Raw genomic sequence first — 15,098 nt, 5'->3', positions numbered from 1 at the left:
CCTGCCGGGCCCCCATTGTGGGCCCTGTTTCACTTAACCACCGGCGCATGCTCGGCCATCAATTCTATTACCCAGTCGATAAATACCCGCACCTTGGCGCTGACGTGGCGATTCGGCGGGAATGCCAGATACATCGGCATTGGCGCCATGTGCCAGTCCTCAAACAGCGGCAGCAGCTCGCCGCTGACCAGGTGCGGTTTGGCCATGTACTGCGGTAGCCAAAGCATGCCCAGGCCAGCCAGGCCGGCGGCGAGGTACGCATTACCGTCGTCGACCGTCAGTTGCGGGCGACCCTGGGCCTCAATGCGTTCCTCACCCCGCTGCATCGCGTAGGGCAAGGATTTGCCGGTACGAAACCAGAGGAAGCCAACGGTACTGTGCCTGCCCTCCTCCATCTCACGAGGGTGCGCCGGCATACCGAAGCGCTGCAGATAGCCGGGCGCGGCATACATGCCGATGTTCAGATCGCCCACATGCCTTGCCACCAGGGACTGATCGGTGATCTCGCCGCCGCGCAACACGCAGTCGACGTTTTCGCCAATGATATCGACGATGCGATCGCTCGCGCCCACGGTCAGCTGGATTTCCGGGTAGCGTGCAAAGAACCCCGGCAAGGCGGGTATCAGCAGCATTCGCGCCAGCGGGCTGGGCACATCCACCCGCAGCCGCCCGCGCGGTGTCATCGACGCGCTGGACAGGCTGGTCTCGGCGTCGTCCATATCGACCAGTAGCCGGATGACGCGCTCGTAGTAGGCCGCGCCGTCGGCGGTGACGTTGACCTTGCGTGTGGTGCGGTTGAGCAAACGCACACGCAGCCTCGCTTCCAGTTGCTGAACGAGCTGCGTCACGGTGGTCTTGCTCATGTGCAGGGTGGCTGCCGCCTTGGTGAAGCTGCCGGTTTCCACCACTCGGGCAAAGGCCTGCATTGCATCGAAACGGTCCATTTCACGCCTCACTCGGATCTGGATAGTTTGGATTCTACAAACAGTCATGACCAGCGTTGCGCGTTTATTCAGGTCGCTCGTCTTTTTACACTGGCTCCATCGTAAACAGCGGGCCGCGATGGCCCACGAAGGAGGTATGCAATGACCCGCAAACGTGATGTCGTTTTCCCGCCTGACCGCCATGCACTGTACGAGCTCCACCGCTACTCACCGGCGATTCGCTCCAACGGTTTTCTGTTCGTATCCGGTCAGGTCGGCAGCCGCAAGGATGGCTCGGCCGAGCCAGACCTCGCGGCACAGGTTCGCCTGGCCTTCGCCAACCTCAACGCGATCCTGGCCGAGGCCGGCAGTAGTTTCGAGGATGTGGTGGACACGACCATCTTCATGGTCGACCCCGACTCAACATTCGAAACAATCTGGGAAGTAGCGGCCGAGTACTGGGGCGAAGCTCCCTACCCGACGGCGACCGCTATCGGCGTGACCTGGTTGTCCGGCTTCGACTTCGAGATCAAGGTGATTGCCAAACTATCCCCATAAACTCAGCTCAGGCCTTCTCCGACCGACAAAGGGAACCCTCTTGTTTTTTCTGAAGTGACCCTCCGCTCCCGGTCGGTTTATGCCTGATGTCATCGCCTGCTTCTGGCCAGGCTGTGTGAAAACACATGTTTATAACGATTCGGCCATGGGGGTATTTGTCTAGGTTTTGAGGCACCATATCGTCTCTAGGAAGCCAACAGCTCGACGCAGCTCGCAAACCAAATCAGGAAGAATGCTCCATCAGTAGATAGGGGTGTTCGTCACCGGGGATTGAGTTCCATACCTTCGACCTTTACCAGGGCATAGTGAAACAGCTGGTTGAACCAGGTTCGGCATTTTTCAGCCATGATGAAGGCTTTGCGTTGTTCGATGGTATTGAGAATGGCCAGCAGGTCATGGCGGGTGATGCTTTTGATAGGACGTTCAGCGAGGGTCGGCAAAATGTCTTTTTTGAAGACCCTGAGGATTTGCGAGAGGGAGGTTTGGCGACCTGAGGGGATCCAGCAACAATACGAATTCGAGTCTGTCGGTTAGACAGTACTTAAAACGATACTTAAACGTACCGGATTGCCCTGGATTCCAGTGGTTTTCCGCAGAAACGAAAAAAGACGCCTAAGCGTCTATTTCGTGGATCCCAGCGTCCAGTGGACATCTGTGGATCAAATTTTGGAGCGGGAAACGAGACTCGAACTCGCGACCCCGACCTTGGCAAGGTCGTGCTCTACCAACTGAGCTATTCCCGCGTCTTGGTGGTGTGCATTCTATAGAATCCAGAACCCCCGTCAACCCCTTGATTCAAAAAAGTTTTATTTCTTTTCAACGGTGGTACGCAGATGCGGCCAGGCGGCGCGCAAATACTGAAGCATGGACCACAGGGTCAGGCCGGCGGCGATGAGCAGTAAGGCGTAACCGATAAGAACCCAAATCGAGAAGTCCGATGGGTTGGCCAGCAAAATCACCAGCGCAAGCATTTGCGCGGCGGTTTTCCATTTGCCCATGTTGGAGACGGCCACGTGGGCGCGGGCGCCGATTTCGGCCATCCACTCGCGCAGGGCCGAGACAACGATCTCGCGGCCGATGATCACGGCGGCCGGCAGGGTCAGCCACAGGTTGCCATGTTCCTGCACCAGCAGGACCAGGGCGACGGCGACCATGAGTTTGTCGGCCACAGGGTCAAGGAACGCGCCGAATGGCGTGCTCTGCTCCAGGCGGCGCGCCAGGTAGCCGTCGAGCCAGTCGGTTGCGGCAGCGAAGGCAAACACCGAACTGGAGGCGGCGTAGCTCCATTCGTAGGGCAAATAGAACAACAAAATGAAAATCGGGATAAGCAGGACGCGTAGAACGGTGATCAGATTAGGGATATTCATCGGCACAACTGGCTACGAGGTGAGAAGGCATTCTATTCGCTGTGCAGACTTGCATAAATCAATTCTGCGAGCTTTTTACTGATACCGGGGGCTTTGGCTATTTCGTCAATGCTGGCACGGGATAGCTCCTGCAAGCCACCAAAATGTTTAAGCAAGTCGCGACGGCGCGTCGGGCCAACGCCCGCCACCCCTTCCAGGGTTGAGGTTCGCCGGGTTTTGCCACGGCGGGCGCGGTGGCCGGTAATGGCAAAACGGTGGGCTTCGTCACGAATCTGTTGGATCAGGTGCAATGCGGGTGAGTCGCCCTTCAAAGTGAACTCATGGGCGGCATCATTCAAGTACAACGTCTCGAAACCGGCCTTGCGCGTGGCGCCCTTGGCTACGCCGAGCAGGATCAGGTCGGGCACGGCCAGTTCGTTGAGCACGTCACGGGCCATGGACAACTGGCCCTTGCCGCCGTCTACCAGCAGGATATCGGGGAGCTTGCCCTCGCCGTCCTTGAGCTTACTGAAGCGCCGCGTGAGCGCCTGGTGCATGGCGGCGTAGTCATCGCCGGCGGTGACGCCTTCGATGTTGTAGCGCCGGTAATCGGACTTGATCGGCCCTTCCGGCCCGAATACCACGCAGGAAGCCACGGTGGCTTCGCCGCTGGAGTGGCTGATGTCGTAGCACTCCAGGCGCTGGGGCGGCTCGTCGAGGTTGAGGACCTCGGCCAGGGCATCGAAACGTGCGGCAACGTGCTGACGATTGGCCAGACGCGCGCCCAGGGCCTGTTCGGCGTTGGTCACCGCCAGTTGCTGCCAGCGCGCGCGGGTACCGCGTACGCGGTGGCTGATGTCCAGCTCGCGCCCGCGCAGCTCGTGGATCGCCTCGATCAGCGTGGGGAAGTCCTCATGCACCACGTTGACGATCAGTTCGGACGGCAAGTCGCGCTCGGGGCTACTGACGTAGTACTGGCCAAGGAAGGCGGCCATGACTTCGGCCACTTCCTCGTCGATACCAGTCTGCGGGAAGAAGTTCTTGCTGCCCAACACTCGCCCGCCACGCACGCTGATCAGGTGCACACAGGCGCCGCCCGGGTTGACGAATGCAGCGATCACATCGACGTCGCCGTTGCCACCCTCCATGCTTTGCTGGTCCTGCACGCGGCGCAACAGCGAAATCTGGTCGCGCAACTCAGCGGCCCGTTCGAAATCCAGGGTGCTGGCGGCCTGCTCCATGGCGCCGGAGAGTTCATCGGTGAGGGCATTACTGCGTCCTTCGAGGAACATCACCGAATGGCGCACGTCTTCGGCGTATTCAGCAGGTTCAACCAAGCCGACACAGGGTGCCTTGCAACGTTTGATCTGGTATTGCAGGCACGGCCGCGTGCGGTTTTTGTAGAAGCTGTCTTCGCACTGGCGCACAAAAAAGGTCTTTTGCAGCAGGCTCAGGCTTTCGCGGATCGCACCGGCGCTCGGGTACGGGCCGAAATACTTGCCTTTGGCCTTCTTTGCGCCTCGGTGAATGCTCAGGCGCGGGAAGTTGCCGTCGGACAAATACACATAGGGGTAGGATTTGTCGTCACGCAGCAGGATGTTGTAGGGCGGCCGCCACTCCTTGATCAGCGTCTGCTCCAGCAGCAGCGCCTCGGTTTCATTGGCGGTGATGGTGGTTTCAACCTGGGCGATACGCGCCACCAGCGCGGCGGTTTTCGGCGCCAGCCCGGTCTTGCGAAAGTAGCTCGCCAGGCGGTTCTTCAGGTTCTTGGCTTTGCCCACGTAAAGCAGGCGTGCCTCGCTGTCGAACATGCGGTACACGCCAGGGCGGCCACTGCAGGTTGAGAGAAAGGCACTTGGATCAAACGGTGTGGTCATGTCAGGCGCTGGCGTCCACCATGCCGTGGCGTACCGCGAGCAGGGTCAACTCAACATCACTGCTGATGGCGAGCTTCTCGAAAATACGATAGCGGTAGGTGTTGACGGTTTTGGGCGACAGGCACAGCTTGTCGGAGATCGTCTGTACTTTCTGGCAGCCGACGATCATCAAGGCGATCTGGATTTCCCGCTCCGACAGCGCATCAAACGGCGAGTCGCTGGTAGGCTGGAACGATTTGATCGCCAACTGCTGGGCAATCTGCGGGCTGATATAGCGCTGGCCGGCAAATACCAGGCGTATGGCTTGCACCATCTCGGCCAGGCCTGCACCCTTGGTCAGGTAACCGGCTGCCCCAGCTTGCAGAAGCCGTGTAGGAAACGGATCTTCCTCGCACACAGTGACCACCACGACCTTGATGTCCGGATGGCTGCGCAACAATTTGGTGGTGGCACCAAGACCGCCAATCCCAGGCATCTTGACGTCCATCAAAACCACATCGGGTTTCAACTCCCGAGCCTTGATCAGGGATTCCTCCCCCGATTCAGCCTGGCCGACTACTTGCAGGCCATCGATGTCAGCCAGCATTCGTGTAATGCCCGTACGAACGAGATCATGGTCATCGACTACTAGCACCCTAATCAAGCAGACACCTCGCGATATGGTCTTATAGGTTGCTGAACACCTTAGCAAAAAACCAAGGCGCAGACCTAGCTGCTAGCGTCATATATATAGAGTTTCAACGCGATGCGGCGGCCCGTCGGATGACAAGCAGCGCTATTTCCTGGGTAAAAGGTCAGGAATCCTGGGGTTGCGGTTTGCTTTTCCCATTCGACGCAGCCGAATGTTCGGCCAGGGTAGACGTCAGGCGGCGGATTGCATCCTGGTCCTCCTTGAACATGGCGCGGTAATCACCGAGGACTTTCTCTTCTGTCTGGCTGAGGTTTTCCAATTGAAGCGGGGTGGCGTTGCCGGTCAACACATACAGGATGTCCACACCTTTTTCGGCTACCCGTGACAGGTAGTCGGCTTTAGGCGCCCGGCCCCCATTTTCATATTTACCCTGGGCATTGGCCTCAACCCCTCCAATTTCACCAAATGCTTTTTGCGACAAGCCAAGTCGCTCTCTTTCTTGCCGCAAACGCGAACCGATTCCACTCATTTGGATGTATGATCCTATCTGGCACACCCCAAGAGGTGACACATTCATCTCGTATTACACAAACTTGAACGGTTTTGAACTATGCCCGGAATCCGTACCGCTGCACAAGCCAAGGCCTGGCTGGAATATCAAGGAAAGTCAGTTCAAGCGTTCGCACGTGAACATGGCGTTGATCCGGCCACCACGTATCAAGTGCTTGCTGGGCGTAAAAAGGGACGGCGTGGGGAAGCCCATAAAGTAGCGGTGCTGCTGGGCATGAAAGAAGGGATTATCGTGGATGAACGCGTCGCTCAACACCTTAATCCAAGCAGTGTGTCCTGAGCGCAGTATGCGCTTATTCCTACAGCGTGCCTGATTTAGTCCACGACAGCCGCTCGACACTCGCGCTCCATGCGCCAAAAGCAGTCCTCCTCCCCGACAATACTCAACCCTTGGCGCTGATACAGGCGTCTCGCCGGGTTGGTCTTGAACACGGTCAAGCGTAAAAGGCCCAAGCCCTGCGCACACGTCTTAAGCACCATCTGCTGTAACACCCAACTGCCAGCGCCCTGTTTGCGGCAGCGCTCGAGCAGGTGTAATTCGCGAATATAGAGTGCCTGGCTGTCACGATTCACGCTGATAAACCCCATCACGGTTTCATTCTGACAAATCAGCCAGTTTTCACGCGAAGCCCAGGCGACGTCAAAGCCATGGTCAGACCACAACAAATCGTACTGCAGGTAATAGCGGTTCATGGCTTCATGGGTCAGCGTTCGTGCGAATGGCAGGTCGCGGTCCGTCGCCGCGCGCAGGTGAAAAGCCATTTCAGAAGGCTACCACTTGGCCAGTCCATTGCTCACCGTTGCGGCGAGCAATCACCAAGGCCTCGCCAATGCCCGGTACGTCGGCAAGCAGGGTTCCATCAGCGCTCCAGATAGCGCTGCGCCCCGCACAGGTATAACCGCCGGACGGGCCACCATGGTTGGCCATCAGTACCAGCATGCGATGCTCTGCGGCATACCCCTGAAGCAGCGCGCTGTCGGTCGCGTACCCGCCTTCGCTGATCAGCACACCGGCGGCGTACACCGTAGCGCCAGCCTCTGCCGCCAGACGCGGATGGCTGGCGTGGGAAAAGTCCGCACAGACCGCCAGCGCAATCCGGTCATCCGCCCATTCGAGTGCTGCACCGCCCTGCCCTGCGACAAACGCCACCTCTTCGCCCGGGTGCAAATGCTGCTTGGTGTAGACCGCCAGCGAGCCATCTGCGCCCAACACCAGGGCGCCAATAAACACACCGGACCCGGGTGCCAAGCGAATCGGCATGCCCACCACTGCGGTCATTCGCAGCTCTTGCGCCATCTCACGCAGCGGCGCCAGCAGCACGTCCTCGGGCGTAATTGCCAGTTGGGCGGCCAAAGCGGGTTCATAGCCGGTCAACGACAATTCCGGAAACACCAACAATTGCACGCCCTGCTCCGCCGCCGCCTGCATGAACCTCAGGTGCCCCTGGATGTTGCCCGGCACGTCGCCGGCGATGGAAGTGGTTTGAGCAGCGGCAAGGGTCAAGGCAGTCATGGTCGCGTCCTGGCAATCATTATTAACGTGTTACCAGCATATCGGCACTTACCCCATAGCCGTAAGTAGGTCATGCGATAGAAATTACTGATTGAATCAACCCGCGTGCCTCTAGTAAGCTCCCCCCATCATTTGGAGAAACACCATGTTGCAACTCACCCACACTCAGGTTTGCCCTGCTGCCAGCGCCCCGCGCTTGGTGTCGGCTACCCGTGTGAGCGGTTTGAGCGCACTGGTCAGCTTTTATTTTGGGTATTGGTTCAGCCACTGGCGCGCCTGATACCTGAAATCGGCGCCCACTACTCAAGGGGTCGCCTACCAGAGAAATCTAACCCCCGGTCGGCTCCCCGACCGGGGGTTTTGTTTTTTCAAGGCCCCAATAATTTTGCTTCACACCGAACACTAAAAGGACTCACGACATGAACTACGCCACTTATTACCGTTACGACACTTCGACTGCATGGCGATTTAGCAAGCTCCGTTCGGGACAGCCTGCCGCCTCCGATCGGTCACCTATTGGTGGCAAGCCAACACACGTAGCCAATACGGCCAATTGTCGAACACCCCAGTAGGGCAGAGCGTGCGGGAACAGCCCGCCGCTTGCCCAGGAAGCCTTGAATATGAACTCTGCCACTGCCGCCTTGCCTGTTGCCAACCTGTCCAGCGCCAATGAAGCCCTGACCCAGCGCCTGCCCAGTTCCCTTGAACTCAAGCACCAGTTGCCCCTCAGCCCGTTCCTCAACGAACAGATCCACGCCCATCGCCAAGCCGTGCGCGCCATCCTCAATGGCGAAGACTCGCGTTTGCTGGTGATTGTCGGCCCGTGTTCGATCCACGACCCCGAGTCGGCCATGGAATACGCGCGCAACCTCAAGAAGCTCGCGCTGGAAGTCAGCGACCAGATGCTGCTGGTGATCCGTGCCTACGTCGAAAAACCGCGCACCACCATCGGCTGGAAAGGCCTGGCCTACGACCCGCACCTGGATGGCAGCGACGACATGGCCGCAGGCTTGACCCTGTCGCGCGAACTGATGCGCGAGATGCTGCGCCTGGGTTTGCCGGTCGCCACCGAGCTGCTGCAACCCATGGCCGCCGGCTACTTCGATGACCTGCTCAGTTGGGTCGCCATCGGCGCACGCACCACCGAATCGCAGATCCACCGCGAAATGGCCAGCGGCCTGGGCATGCCGGTCGGCTTCAAGAATGGCACCGACGGCGGCGTCGCGATTGCCTGTGATGCGATGCGCTCAGCGTCTCACCCGCATCGTCACTTCGGGGTGGACAGCCAAGGCCATCCGGCGATCATCCAGACACCGGGCAACCCCGACACGCACCTGGTATTGCGCGGCGGTCATCGTGGGCCGAACTACGATGCGAAAAGCGTGGCGCAGGTGAAACACGACCTGGCCAAGTCCAAGGTCGCGGCGCGCATCATGGTCGATTGCAGCCACGCCAACAGCGGCAAAGACCCGCTGCGTCAACCGGCGGTGTTCAACGACGTGCTCCAGCAGCGCCTGCAGGGTGACACGTCGCTGATCGGCATGATGCTCGAAAGCCACCTGTTCGAAGGCTGCCAACCGTTGAGCGCGTCGATGAAGTACGGGGTGTCGGTGACCGATGGTTGCCTGGGTTGGAGCGGCACCGAGCAATTGCTGCGCAGTGCGGCTGAGCGCCTCCGCCAGCAACACACAGCCAACTGATCCATGCAGATCAAAATGTGGGAGCTGGCTTGCCTGCGATGCAGACACCCCGGTGTGTCAGGTACACCGAGTTGATGCTATCGCAGGCAAGCCAGCTCCCACATTTGAATATCGTTGCGTTCAGGACAGTGGATACAACGCCTCATCAAACTGCGCCAGCTTCGGAAATACCAAGGGCTGCTCATCCGCAAGCCCTTGCAGCCGCTGTTCATACCCCAGCAGAAAATCCTGCCGCGCCTCGGCACTGATATACGGCACATGCCAGGCCACAAATGGCGCCAGCACGTCATACCCGACATACGCCAAGGTGCCGCGCAGAATCGGCCGCAGCATCTCCTCCAACGGCCCGTGAATCGTGCCCTCACCAAACATATGCTCACGCCCGCCCAAGGTCACGGCGACCAGCGCGCGCTTGCCTGCCAGCCCGCCCTGATCGTAAAAACGCTTGCCGCCGTAACACACGCCGGACACCAGCACCCGGTCGATCCAGCCCTTGAGCATGGCCGGTGCCGAGAACCAGAAGATCGGGAAGTTGAGGATCAGCAGGTCGGCCCACAGCAGCTTGTCCAGTTCGCCCTGGATGTCCGCCGCGATCGACTGATTTTTTACGCCCAGGCGCTGCTCCAGGGCATACACCAGATAATCCGGATTCTCCCGCGTGGCAAAGTCAGCGGCAGACGCCACAGGGTTCCATTGCATGGCATACAAGTCACTCACCTGCACTTCATGGCCCTGGCCTTGTAACGTAGCCAGCGCCTGGTCGCGCAACGCCGCGGTAAACGACTGAGGCTCAGGGTGAGCGTGAACAATCAACACCTTCATGTGCATTCCTCAAACAGTGGGCGCCGCCCGTTGGGCCAGCAAATGGTCGAGCCAGTCCGGGTCCATTTCCGGCTCCGATGAAAACAACAGGCCGGTGTAAGCCTGGTACGGCGGAGTAAAAATCGCATTGCGGCTGCCTTGGTCCACTACCCTGCCCCGCTGCATCACCAGCACCTCGTCGGCAATCGCCCGCACGGTGGCCACGTCGTGGGTGATAAACAGGTAGGCCACGCCCAGTTGTTGCTGCAGGCGGTTGAGCAGTTTCAGCACGCCCTCGGCCACCAGTTGATCGAGGGCCGAGGTGACTTCATCGCAGATGATCAGTTGCGGGTCGGCCGCCAGCGCGCGGGCGATACAGATACGTTGCTTTTGCCCGCCCGATAATTCACGGGGCTGGCGCTCCATGAACACCGCCGGGTCCAGCTCAATCATCTCCAGCAACTCGGCGACCCGCGCGCGCATCGCCTTGCCTTTGAGGCCCAGGTAAAACGTGAGTGGCCGGCCGATGATGTCGACGATGCGCTGACGCGGGTTCAGCGCCGTGTCGGGGATCTGGTAGATCATCTGGATGCGCCGCAATTGCTCCTTGCTGCGCCGCCGAAAATCCACCGGCAGCGCCTCGCCGTCATACAGCACCTGCCCCGCCGTGGCCGGCAGCAGCCCGGTAATCAAGCGCGCGGTGGAGCTTTTACCACTGCCGGACTCGCCGATCACCGCCAGGGTCTGGCCGCGATACAGCTGCATCGACACCCCATGCAGTACCGGCTGCTGCCCATAGCTGGCGCAGGCCTGACGCACTTCCAGCAACGGCACCTGCGCCACCGGGCATGCCTTGGGCTCGGTGCGAAAGCTGCGCACTGCCCACAATGATTTGGTGTAGTCCTGCTGCGGCTGGCTGAGCATGCTGCGAGTGTCGGCCTCCTCCACCAACTTGCCGTGGCGCAGCACCATGATGCGGTCGGCCATCTGCGCGACCACGGCGAGATCGTGGCTGATATACAACGCGGCGCTGCCGAAGGTTTTCACCGCGTCACGGATCGCCGCCAGCACTTCGATCTGGGTGGTGACGTCGAGGGCGGTGGTGGGTTCGTCGAAGATAATCAGGTCCGGATGGCAGGCCATGGCCATGGCCGTCATCACCCGCTGCAACTGCCCGCCCGAGACTTGATGCGGGTAGCGTTGGCCAATGGTCTCGGGGTTGGGCAAACGCAGTACGCGGTACAGCTCCACCGCCTCGCGCTCGGCCTGGGCGCGGCTGATGCCGCCGTTGATCACCGCCGTTTCCACATGCTGGTCGATCAGGCGGTGCGCCGGGTTGAAGGACGCCGCCGCGCTCTGCGCCACATACGCGATGCGCAAGCCGCGCAGCTTGCGCAAGGCTTCGGGCTTGGCCTGCAGCAACTCAATGCCATCAAAACACACCGAGCCGCCGATGATGCGGCAACCGTCGCGCGCATAGCCCATCGCTGCCAGCCCGAGGGTGGATTTACCCGCCCCGGACTCACCGATCAGCCCCAACACTTCACCGCGCTGCAAGGTCAGATCAATGCCCTTGATCAACGGGTGCCAGGCATCCTCGTAATGCCCTTCCACCTGCAGGTTGTGGATTTCCAGCAATGGCCTGCCCATCCTCAACCCTCCTTCAGGCCGCTGGATTTGTGCAGCATCCAGTCGACGACAAAATTCACACTGACGGTGATCAACGCCACCGCCAACGCGGGCAACAATGGGCTGATATCGCCGAAGGTAATCAACACCGCGTTGTCGCGCACCATGCTGCCCCAGTCGGCGGTGGGCGGTTGGATGCCCAGGCCGAGGAACGACAGCGCGCTGATAAACAGGAACACAAAGCAAAAACGCAGGCCGAACTCGGCGATCAGCGGCGCCGCGGCGTTGGGCAGCACTTCGCGGGTGACCAGCCACCACAAGCCTTCACCGCGCAGGCGCGCGGCTTCGACAAAATCCTGCACCACCACCGTCATCGCCACCGCGCGGGCCAAGCGAAACACCCGCGTCGAATCCAGCAGCGCAATCACCAGCACCAGCGAGGTGGCATTGGTGCCGACCACGCTGAGAATCAACAAGGCAAAAATCAGCTGCGGGATCGCCATGAGGATATCCACCACCCGCGACAACCCCTGGTCGACCCAGCCGCCCTTGATCGCCGCGACCAAACCGCTCAAACCACCGAGCAGAAACGCCAGCGTCGTCGTCAGGAAGGCAATGCCCAAGGTATTGCGCGCGCCGTACATCAGGCGGCTGAACATGTCGCGCCCCAGGTTATCGGTGCCCAGCAAAAACTGGACGCTCCACGGCGCGAAGCCTTCACCCACCACCTGGGTTTCGCCATAGGGCGCCAGCAGCGGCGCCAACAGCGCCAGCGCGACGTATAACAGAATAATCAGCAGGCCGAACTTGGCGCTCAACGGCGCCCGGGCCACTTGGCTCAACAGGCTCATGGCTTACCCCTTGGGATGCATCAGGCGTGGGTTGCTGGCGATGGACAGCACATCCGCCCCGGTATTGAGCAGGATGTAGGTGGCGGCAAAAATCAGGCTGCACGCCTGCACCACCGGGATGTCACGCTTGGACACCGAGTCCACCAGCAACTGGCCGAGCCCTGGATAGACAAACACCACCTCGACCACCACCACACCCACCACCAGGTACGCCAGGTTCAGCGCCACCACGTTGACGATCGGCGCCAGTGCATTGGGCAACGCGTGCTTCCAGATAATCCGCGATTGGCTGATGCCCTTGAGCCGGGCCATCTCGATATACGGGCTGGCCAACAGGTTGATCAAGGAGGCGCGGGTCATGCGCATCATTTGCGCGATCACCACCAGACTCAGGGTGGCAACCGGCAGCACCGAGCGCTCCAGGAGCATGCCGAACGTGGCATCCGGCGCCAGGTTGGACAGGCTGGGAAACCAGCCCAGCTTCACCGAGAACACCAGGATCAGCAGGTACGCGACAAAGAACTCCGGGAACGACACTGCGCTCAACGCCGTGGTGTTGAGCAGGCGATCGAACCAGCTGTTGCGGTACAGCGCCGCAAGCATGCCCAGTACCAGCGCGGTAGGCACCGACACCAATGCCGCCAGGGCGGCCAGGTTCAAGGTGTTACCCAGCCGCGCACCGATCAACTCGGCGATGGGCCGCTGGTTGGCCAGCGACGCACCCAGATCACCCTGTAACAGCCGCAACAGCCAGTGCGCAAAGCGCGTCAGCGGCGGCAGATCCAGGCCCAACTGCGCGCGGAAAGCGGCGATGGTTTCCGGCGTGGCCGACTGGCCGAGCATGGCCTGGGCGATATCGCCGGGCAGCAGGCCGACGGCGAGGAAGATGATCACCGAGACGGCGAACAACGACAGTAGGCCGAGGGCCAATCTCTGGAAGACCAGTTTCAACAGACTATTCATGTGTGTGTTGACTCCTAAGCCACCACAAATCCAGTGTGGGAGCTGGCTTGCCTGCGATAGCGGTACATCAGCGATAGATTTTTAGCCTGACACACCGCCATTGCAGGCAAGCCAGCTCCCACATTGAATCTTCATTGTTTGGAGGGTTTCTATGCCTGCCACCACCGCTCAATCAACCGCAACCCATCCAGTTCGCCGTAGGGCGCCGTCAGCGGCCCATGACTCACGCGGTTCGAGCGCGCCGCCACGGAGCTGGCGAACAGCGGCACAATCGCGCCGCCGTCATCGCGGCACAGGGCCTGCATTTCGTTGTACATCTCTTGGCGCAGCGGCGCGTTCATCTCGCCACGGGCGGCGGTGAGCAGTTGGTTGAAGCGTGGGTTGTCCCAGTGGGTTTCGTTCCAGGCTGCACCTTTGGCATAGCCGATACTGAACATGCGGTCGGCGGTCAGGCTGCTGTACCAGAACGAGGTGGTGAATGGCTGCTTCATCCACACATTGGAGAAGAACCCGTCAGCGGGTTCGCGCACCACGTCAATGTCGATACCGGCCTGGCGCGCCTGCTCCTTGAACAGCACCGAGGCGTCCACCGCGCCGGTGTAGGCGGCGTCGGAGGCTTGCAGCCGTACCTTGAGCGACTCCACACCGGCTTTGCGCAGGTAAAAGCGTGACTTGTCCGGGTCGTAAGTGCGTTGCTCCAGCGCCGCGTTGATAAAGCGGCTGCCGGGCTGGATCGGGTGGTCGTTGCCAACCAGGCCATAGCCATGCAGCACTGAGGCCAGCAAGGTTTCGCGGTTGATCGCGTGCTTCATCGCCAGGCGGATGTCGTTGTTCTTGAACTCGTTGCTGTCGCACAGCATCGGGAAGGTGTAGTGCTGGGCGCCCTTGGTTTCCTCGATCACAAGATTTGGATTGCGCTTGAGCAAGGCCACGGTTTTCAGGTCGACCTTGTTGATCACATCCACTTGCCCGGTCACCAGTGCATTGACCCGCGCCGCGCCGTCGGCGATGGCCAGCAGTTCTGCGCTGGCGAAGTGCGCGCGGCCGGGCTTCCAGTAATCGGGGTTGCGTTCCAGGTCCATGCGCACGCCGGGGTCAAAGCTTTTCAGGCGGTAACCGCTGGTCCCCACGCCGGCCTGCCAATCGGCGCCGCCGTCCTTGGCGGGCATGATCACCAGGTGGTAATCGGCAACTACATAAGCAAAGTCGGCATTGCCGGAATGCAGCTCGAACACCACCGTATCATTGCCCTTGGCGCTGACACTGGCGACGTCACCCAGTACGGTTTTGGCCGCCGACGTGGAGTCTTTGCTCAGGTGGTGATTGATCGACGCAACCACATCGTCGGCGCTGAGGCTTTTGCCGTTGTGGAAGGTCACGCCCTGACGCAAGTGAAAGGTCCACACCCGCGCATCCGGGGTGAACTCAAAACGCTCGGCCAATTCGGGGATCGCGCTGCCGTCGACGGCAATTTCAGTCAGCGTGTTGTACACCGCCGAGAAGCCGACGAACGTGAAGGTGTCGACCCAGGAGCCGGGGTCGCGCGAATCGGTGGTGCTGCCGCCGGCCAGGCCCAGGCGCAGCACGCCGCCGGCTTTGGGTGTCGCCTCTTCGGCAAACGCGTGCAACGGCAGGCCCATGGAAAACGCTGCCGCCACCGCACCCGCCACGGCGCTGTGTTTGAGAAAGTCCCTTCGGTGCATCGCTTGAGTCATTTTGTTGTTGTTTTCGCTCAT

Annotated in this window: 16 protein-coding genes, 1 tRNA gene and 1 pseudogene; 4 read left to right on the top strand and 14 right to left on the bottom strand. The window is 60.4% G+C overall.

Features of this window, described 5'->3' with window-relative positions; translation table 11 throughout:
- Positions 1–29 precede the first annotated feature (29 nt).
- Positions 30–944, bottom strand: coding sequence for a LysR family transcriptional regulator (locus tag GIW28_RS03590; protein WP_186617380.1), 915 nt, complete (start codon positions 942–944; stop codon positions 30–32).
- 141 nt (positions 945–1,085) lie between these two features.
- Between GIW28_RS03590 and GIW28_RS03585 the strand changes: the two genes are divergently transcribed.
- On the top strand, positions 1,086–1,481 hold the full coding sequence (locus GIW28_RS03585) for a RidA family protein (RefSeq protein ID WP_017139024.1): 396 nt from the start codon (positions 1,086–1,088) through the stop codon (positions 1,479–1,481).
- Positions 1,482–1,747: 266 nt separating this feature from the next.
- Here GIW28_RS03585 and GIW28_RS03580 read toward each other — a convergent pair.
- The 6 genes and pseudogenes from GIW28_RS03580 to GIW28_RS03555 all read right to left on the bottom strand — a co-directional run.
- Positions 1,748–1,981, bottom strand: a pseudogene (locus GIW28_RS03580) (phage integrase central domain-containing protein); the annotation flags it as partial.
- 167 nt (positions 1,982–2,148) lie between these two features.
- A tRNA-Gly gene (locus GIW28_RS03575) sits at positions 2,149–2,224 on the bottom strand.
- A gap of 63 nt (positions 2,225–2,287) precedes the next feature.
- Positions 2,288–2,848, bottom strand: a complete 561-nt coding sequence (pgsA, locus tag GIW28_RS03570) for a CDP-diacylglycerol--glycerol-3-phosphate 3-phosphatidyltransferase (protein WP_099547687.1) — start codon at positions 2,846–2,848, stop codon at positions 2,288–2,290.
- Between the two features lie 32 nt (positions 2,849–2,880).
- Positions 2,881–4,704 (bottom strand): excinuclease ABC subunit UvrC, encoded by a 1,824-nt coding sequence (gene uvrC / locus GIW28_RS03565; RefSeq protein WP_099547686.1) that lies wholly within the window; start codon positions 4,702–4,704, stop codon positions 2,881–2,883.
- A 1-nt stretch (position 4,705) separates the two neighbouring features.
- On the bottom strand, positions 4,706–5,347 hold the full coding sequence (gene gacA / locus GIW28_RS03560; protein ID WP_003190387.1) for a response regulator transcription factor GacA: 642 nt from the start codon (positions 5,345–5,347) through the stop codon (positions 4,706–4,708).
- 151 nt (positions 5,348–5,498) lie between these two features.
- Positions 5,499–5,864, bottom strand: a complete 366-nt coding sequence (locus GIW28_RS03555) for a helix-turn-helix domain-containing protein (protein ID WP_236447018.1) — start codon at positions 5,862–5,864, stop codon at positions 5,499–5,501.
- 81 nt (positions 5,865–5,945) lie between these two features.
- On the opposite strand from GIW28_RS03555, the gene GIW28_RS03550 reads away from it, so the two are divergent.
- Positions 5,946–6,185 carry a DNA-binding protein gene (locus GIW28_RS03550; protein WP_017139021.1) on the top strand — a complete coding sequence of 80 codons (240 nt, stop codon included), beginning with the start codon at positions 5,946–5,948 and terminating at the stop codon, positions 6,183–6,185.
- Positions 6,186–6,220: 35 nt separating this feature from the next.
- On the opposite strand, the gene GIW28_RS03545 is transcribed toward GIW28_RS03550, so the two are convergent.
- The gene (locus GIW28_RS03545; RefSeq protein WP_099547684.1) at positions 6,221–6,667 is read right to left on the bottom strand and encodes a GNAT family N-acetyltransferase; all 447 of its coding nucleotides are present in this window, start codon (positions 6,665–6,667) and stop codon (positions 6,221–6,223) included.
- Between the two features lies 1 nt (position 6,668).
- A complete protein-coding gene (locus GIW28_RS03540; RefSeq protein ID WP_236447017.1) occupies positions 6,669–7,418 on the bottom strand; it encodes a carbon-nitrogen hydrolase family protein in 750 nt (249 codons plus the stop codon).
- A 145-nt stretch (positions 7,419–7,563) separates the two neighbouring features.
- On the opposite strand from GIW28_RS03540, the gene GIW28_RS30605 reads away from it, so the two are divergent.
- On the top strand, positions 7,564–7,698 hold the full coding sequence (locus GIW28_RS30605) for a hypothetical protein (RefSeq protein ID WP_268938815.1): 135 nt from the start codon (positions 7,564–7,566) through the stop codon (positions 7,696–7,698).
- Between the two features lie 340 nt (positions 7,699–8,038).
- A complete protein-coding gene (locus tag GIW28_RS03535; RefSeq protein WP_236447016.1) occupies positions 8,039–9,118 on the top strand; it encodes a 3-deoxy-7-phosphoheptulonate synthase in 1,080 nt (359 codons plus the stop codon).
- A gap of 120 nt (positions 9,119–9,238) precedes the next feature.
- On the opposite strand, the gene GIW28_RS03530 is transcribed toward GIW28_RS03535, so the two are convergent.
- The 5 genes from GIW28_RS03530 to GIW28_RS03510 form a co-directional block, all read right to left on the bottom strand.
- Positions 9,239–9,940, bottom strand: a complete 702-nt coding sequence (locus GIW28_RS03530; RefSeq protein ID WP_017139016.1) for an NAD(P)H-dependent oxidoreductase — start codon at positions 9,938–9,940, stop codon at positions 9,239–9,241.
- A 9-nt stretch (positions 9,941–9,949) separates the two neighbouring features.
- A complete protein-coding gene (locus tag GIW28_RS03525; RefSeq protein WP_177034083.1) occupies positions 9,950–11,569 on the bottom strand; it encodes an ABC transporter ATP-binding protein in 1,620 nt (539 codons plus the stop codon).
- Positions 11,570–11,571: 2 nt separating this feature from the next.
- Entirely contained in the window at positions 11,572–12,399 is an 828-nt protein-coding gene (locus tag GIW28_RS03520) for an ABC transporter permease (protein WP_236447015.1), read from the bottom strand.
- A gap of 3 nt (positions 12,400–12,402) precedes the next feature.
- On the bottom strand, positions 12,403–13,362 hold the full coding sequence (locus GIW28_RS03515; RefSeq protein WP_236447014.1) for an ABC transporter permease: 960 nt from the start codon (positions 13,360–13,362) through the stop codon (positions 12,403–12,405).
- 149 nt (positions 13,363–13,511) lie between these two features.
- Positions 13,512–15,098 carry an ABC transporter substrate-binding protein gene (locus GIW28_RS03510; protein ID WP_169987105.1) on the bottom strand — a complete coding sequence of 529 codons (1,587 nt, stop codon included), beginning with the start codon at positions 15,096–15,098 and terminating at the stop codon, positions 13,512–13,514.

It is taken from the genome of Pseudomonas sp. PA-5-4B, from assembly GCF_021606215.1.
GTDB classification, from domain to species: domain Bacteria; phylum Pseudomonadota; class Gammaproteobacteria; order Pseudomonadales; family Pseudomonadaceae; genus Aquipseudomonas; species Aquipseudomonas edaphica.
Note: the sequence above shows the minus strand (reverse complement) of the source record. Positions and strands in the feature narration are given on the sequence as shown.